The sequence below is a fragment of the Selenomonas sp. AE3005 genome (assembly GCF_000686945.1).
GTDB lineage: Bacteria > Bacillota > Negativicutes > Selenomonadales > Selenomonadaceae > Selenomonas_A.
Genome location: NZ_JMME01000025.1, coordinates 1 through 3613 on the forward strand (window position 1 = coordinate 1; position 3613 = coordinate 3613).

The 3613-nt window shown below is 46.6% G+C and carries 8 protein-coding genes; all 8 read right to left on the minus strand.

The window, feature by feature from the left end:
* Window positions 1-162 precede the first annotated feature (162 nt).
* The gene (locus tag DL94_RS0111590) at window positions 163-594 is read right to left on the minus strand and encodes a hypothetical protein (protein ID WP_028130291.1); all 432 of its coding nucleotides are present in this window, start codon (window positions 592-594) and stop codon (window positions 163-165) included.
* Window positions 594-1073 (minus strand): hypothetical protein, encoded by a 480-nt coding sequence (locus DL94_RS0111595; RefSeq protein WP_028130292.1) that lies wholly within the window; start codon window positions 1071-1073, stop codon window positions 594-596. The genes DL94_RS0111590 and DL94_RS0111595 overlap by 1 nt, the downstream gene beginning before the upstream one ends.
* A 14-nt stretch (window positions 1074-1087) precedes the next feature.
* Complete coding sequence (locus DL94_RS0111600; protein WP_028130293.1) at window positions 1088-1906, minus strand: hypothetical protein; 819 nt, start codon at window positions 1904-1906, stop codon at window positions 1088-1090.
* A 59-nt stretch (window positions 1907-1965) separates the two neighbouring features.
* Window positions 1966-2145: a hypothetical protein gene (locus DL94_RS0111605; RefSeq protein ID WP_028130294.1), complete on the minus strand. Its 180-nt coding sequence runs from the start codon at window positions 2143-2145 to the stop codon at window positions 1966-1968.
* A complete protein-coding gene (locus DL94_RS0111610) occupies window positions 2142-2525 on the minus strand; it encodes a hypothetical protein (protein WP_028130295.1) in 384 nt (127 codons plus the stop codon). The genes DL94_RS0111605 and DL94_RS0111610 overlap by 4 nt, the downstream gene beginning before the upstream one ends.
* Complete coding sequence (locus DL94_RS0111615) at window positions 2526-2903, minus strand: hypothetical protein (protein WP_028130296.1); 378 nt, start codon at window positions 2901-2903, stop codon at window positions 2526-2528.
* A gap of 76 nt (window positions 2904-2979) precedes the next feature.
* Window positions 2980-3210, minus strand: a complete 231-nt coding sequence (locus tag DL94_RS0111620; protein ID WP_028130297.1) for a hypothetical protein — start codon at window positions 3208-3210, stop codon at window positions 2980-2982.
* A 71-nt stretch (window positions 3211-3281) separates the two neighbouring features.
* Window positions 3282-3569 carry a hypothetical protein gene (locus DL94_RS0111625; RefSeq protein WP_028130298.1) on the minus strand — a complete coding sequence of 96 codons (288 nt, stop codon included), beginning with the start codon at window positions 3567-3569 and terminating at the stop codon, window positions 3282-3284.
* Between the last annotated feature and the right edge of the window lie 44 nt (window positions 3570-3613).

Here is a 3613-nt window from a genome sequence, read left to right on the forward strand (position 1 = left end):
ACGAGCTCTATCATAACAATTTACTTCCTTATATAATATAGTGCATTTTCGTCTACACAGTCTACGAAATCTACACAAAATTAACTGCCTCCAATTCGTTTAGTACGTTTTTAGTACGCAACAAGGGCATGACCTGTAACAAGGCCATGCCCCTTTTATTGCTTATTTACCGCCTTCAAGTCGCTTAATCCACTCATCGACAATCTGCCGTTCGTGTTCGCTCTTTGCCTGGTCGTACATGTTTTCCAACTGTGCCACCATACGGTCTTTAATTGAGTGACCACTATAGCCACCATCGTAGGAGCCGTCACGTGAGCCATCATGCGACGGATTGAAGTACCGGTCACGACTGTTCATACCACCATCATAGTTGCCGTCATAACTGCCATCGTGTGAACGATAGGAGCCATCATGCGAACGCATACGGCGGTAGGAACGTTCTGAGTAACCGCCACCTTCCATTACCTTGATTTGTTCCAAGGCACACAAGGCTTTCGTTGCCGTCTCAATATCTGACGGGCTTATATTTTTCTTTTCCGCAATGGAACGCAGTGCATCTTCCAAAGTGGATTTTAGCATAGTCATATTTTCCATTACATCACCCCCAATACGGATACGCCTTCACGGTCGAAGTTAATGCTTGCATCCACCATTTCAATGGGCACAGTGCTAAGATTCTGCACTGCTACGGTCTGACAGCAACCGGCGACAATCTGCGCCGTAATGTCACGACTGATGTTGAAGAAGTCTCCTGCTGCTGCCGGAGTCACCGTCATAATGGATGATGGGATTGCTGTACCGCCAAGGGAGATAGCAACTGAGATAGGTTCTACAGTTCCCCCTTCAGGTATAGCAACGTTGGCACCAAAATCGACATCGTAGTTTACGCCAAGCACACGGCGATTACATGCGCAACCACCCATGCGAGGCACGCCCAAGCCGGAAAGTTGAAACAGTCCTGAGCCAAGGCGCGGAACTACATAGCCCTTAGTGCAAGGGACAGGCGCAGCCGTAAAGATAACGTAATCGTTGGGCTGGATAATCTGACTTGCTACTGCTGTATACTCTGCCATGAGAGACACCTCCCTCATGCACTAAAGCCGCCGCAACCACAATTCGGATTAGGCACTACGTAAGCGGGCTGCGCCTTCGGGCAGCACTGACCAACCACATACTGAGCCTGCGCGTTCTGCCCCTGGAGAATCTGCGCGGTCTGTGCCGTCTGAGAAGCGGCCAAGTTCGCCATGTTGAGCGCCGTACGTAGCTGGTCATTTTCGCGCTTAACGTTGTCGAGTTCGAGCTGGCAGAGTTTGTCCATGATAGTCTGGATACCATTGGTCTGCGACTGCACGATAGCATTGGTATTGGCCGTACTCTGTGCCATCAAATCACGGATGCCGTCGCTAATTGCCTGACGGTCTGCACAGTTTTCTGTGGCAATCGTATATTTAAGGTCGGCCTGCCCTGCGCGATTGTCATTAAAGCCCTGCTGATTAGCCATAGCAAGCTGATTCAGCCCCAAAGCAAGAGTATCTTTTGCCCCATTGATAGCCTGTGTTACACCAAACTGACTATTGGTTACAGCCGCCGTAATGCCTGCATCACCTTGACAACGCGCAACCGCAGCATCAGCAAAGCCATTGCCTACCTGCGTAGATAAGTTGCTAATAGCATTGATAGTTGCGGACTGGTCAAAGCCCCTCTGCACATCAGCTACTACATACGGAGCACCGCCATTGCCGTAGCCACCATTCCCCCATCCACCGTTACCCATGAAGGCAAAAATCATAAAAAGAATAACCCACCATGCGCTAAAGCCATCATTGCCCCAGCCGCCGTTGTTGCCACCACGCATTACCGCAGCCATATCTGCTGCGGACAATCCGCTACCATTTTCAAGAGCCATAATTATTCACCCTTTCGTGATAGATAGAATAGATATATCAACCTTGCGCAAGGATTGAATCAAAACTTCATGCCAAGAGATTCCACAATATTTCTGGCCTGCTCAAACTGCTGTTGCGATACTTTCCCAGAGGAAACCATCTGATTAACCATTTCCTGCGGATTCATGCCGGGATTCTGACGGAGCATATTTTCACGGAACTGCTTTACCTGCCCCATAATCTGCATAGGATTCATCATTTCGACTTACCTCCCTTTGCCGGTGCTTCTACCTGCGGCTGTTGCAAGTTCATCAACAGTTGTTGCATATTTTGCAACTGCCGCGTCTGAGCCGCAAACTGCTGTGTCAGCGTCTCAAATTCCTTACGCGAAACCGTATCGCCGTTAGATTTCTGCGGAGTTATATCCTGTATTTTAAAGATGCGCATAGGGTTAGGACATCCATTAGCGGCAGAACTTTTGAGAAACATTTTGCTGTTTTCCGGGTCGTTGGCATTGATTAAAGCCACGGTCATACCCGGATTGACAGGATAGCTTATTGCCTCCGAATCATCGTTGATAAATGTAACCATTGAATTTGTTGCTGGCTGTTGTTGTTGCCACATCATATTCCCTGCCATTTAATCGCCCCTCTCAAAGAAATACACCGGTACTTCGTTTCCGGAATCCCACGCATCGTAGTAATCACCATCTATGACCGTGACAACATGGGAACCAGTCGCTAATAAATACTCCCCTTTTGGATGTTCATCACAGAACTTTTTTACTGTGTAACAATCCGGGCAGGTCGCAGGAAGAATCTTCTGCACGTATCCGTGTTCATGCAGAAACTTCCCCCATACATGATTAGCTGACGGCATATCCTTTAAGCTGTAACCCTGCATAGCAAGCATAAGGTAAACAGAATCCCAATCTTTATTTAGTAGTTTTGTTATAGCTCTTATGACACAATCCCCTACCAGTTTTTTATCCGGGTTAGGGTTATATTCTATATGCAACGTCCTCGCCTCTTTTCGTGCCGTCCTTTATCTGCCCTTATTATCACAGAAAAAACCGCACGAAAACGCCACGATATCATTGCAATTTAGCCACCTTTTTATATGCAATAGCTAGGTGTTTCCTAATCAAAGTCTCCGAACAAGAAAAGCGTTCTGCCAAACCACAGACAGAAACGCCCTCGCCTATATGTAAACGTAGTATCTTTTCACACCACGGGGTAAGCATTGCCTCGTATATTAGATAATCAAACTCTGTACGTGTTGCCATTTTTAAACGGTTTCTAGCTTGCTTTGATTCAACTTCCATTTCCTTCTCCTTTGCAATAAAAAAAGAGGCATAGCTTTTCAGCCATGCCTCTCATACAACATTGAACGAAATTATTTTGTTTCCTGTGCCGCCTTGGTAATAACCATTTTGAGGATATACATGCCGACATTGAGCAGACCGGGGACAACAATGCTGTCTCGAATCTTGCACCAGCCGCTTTCCGTCTCAGCATCTTTCCGGCATTCATCAATAATACCGTCAGCAAACTTCTGAATAAAGGCAATGCCTTCATCTTCCACCCACGTAACAAAACGGTCTTTTAAGTCTTTGCCAATCTGCTCTACCTGTAGAGCCTCCACAATACTGTCACGAATCGGCACCCATTTACTTTCACTCATAACTTAACACTCCTTTATGTTTTGGTCTTTACATTTTATGTTTT